Origin of the sequence: Streptomyces sp. SP17BM10 (assembly GCF_036322405.1) — a bacterium.
Classification (GTDB): domain Bacteria; phylum Actinomycetota; class Actinomycetes; order Streptomycetales; family Streptomycetaceae; genus Kitasatospora.
The window spans coordinates 1-454 of the sequence record NZ_JAQYXB010000491.1 but is presented as its reverse complement, the minus strand read 5'-3'; the positions used below and the strand labels follow the sequence as shown (position 1 = coordinate 454).

Genomic DNA, 454 nt, shown 5'->3' with positions numbered 1-454 from the left:
TTTTTTTGTGGGGGTGTGTGTTTTTTGTTGTTGTGGGTGGTTTTTTTTTTGTGTGGGGGGGGGGGGGGGTGTGTGGTGGGTGTTTTTTGTGGGTTGTTTGGGGGTTTTTGTTTTTTTTTTTTTTTTGTTTTTTGGTGGGGGCCCCCCCAAACCACACAAAAAACAACCAAAACAACACACAAAACCACAACCAACACAAAACCAACAACAAAAACAAAAAAACCAAACAAACAACCAACCCCCAACCAAAAAAAAAAAAAAAAACAAAAACCCCCAAACCAACAAAAAACAAAACCCACCCCCCCCCCAAAAAAAAAAACACAAAAAACAAAAAAAAAAAAAAAAAAAAACAAAAAAAACAAAAAACAAAAAAAAAAATCACACAAAAAAACATAAAACAATTGAAAAACATATATAATAAAAAAAAAACAAAGCAATATAACTTATATAAGAA

Annotated in this window: 1 protein-coding gene; it reads right to left on the bottom strand. The window is 31.9% G+C overall.

Annotation, left to right across the window (positions count from 1 at the left end; translation table 11 throughout):
• On the bottom strand, positions 1 to 401 hold a 401-nt coding region (locus PUR71_RS41190), incomplete at its 3' end, for a hypothetical protein (RefSeq protein WP_329925811.1).
• Positions 402 to 454 lie beyond the last annotated feature (53 nt).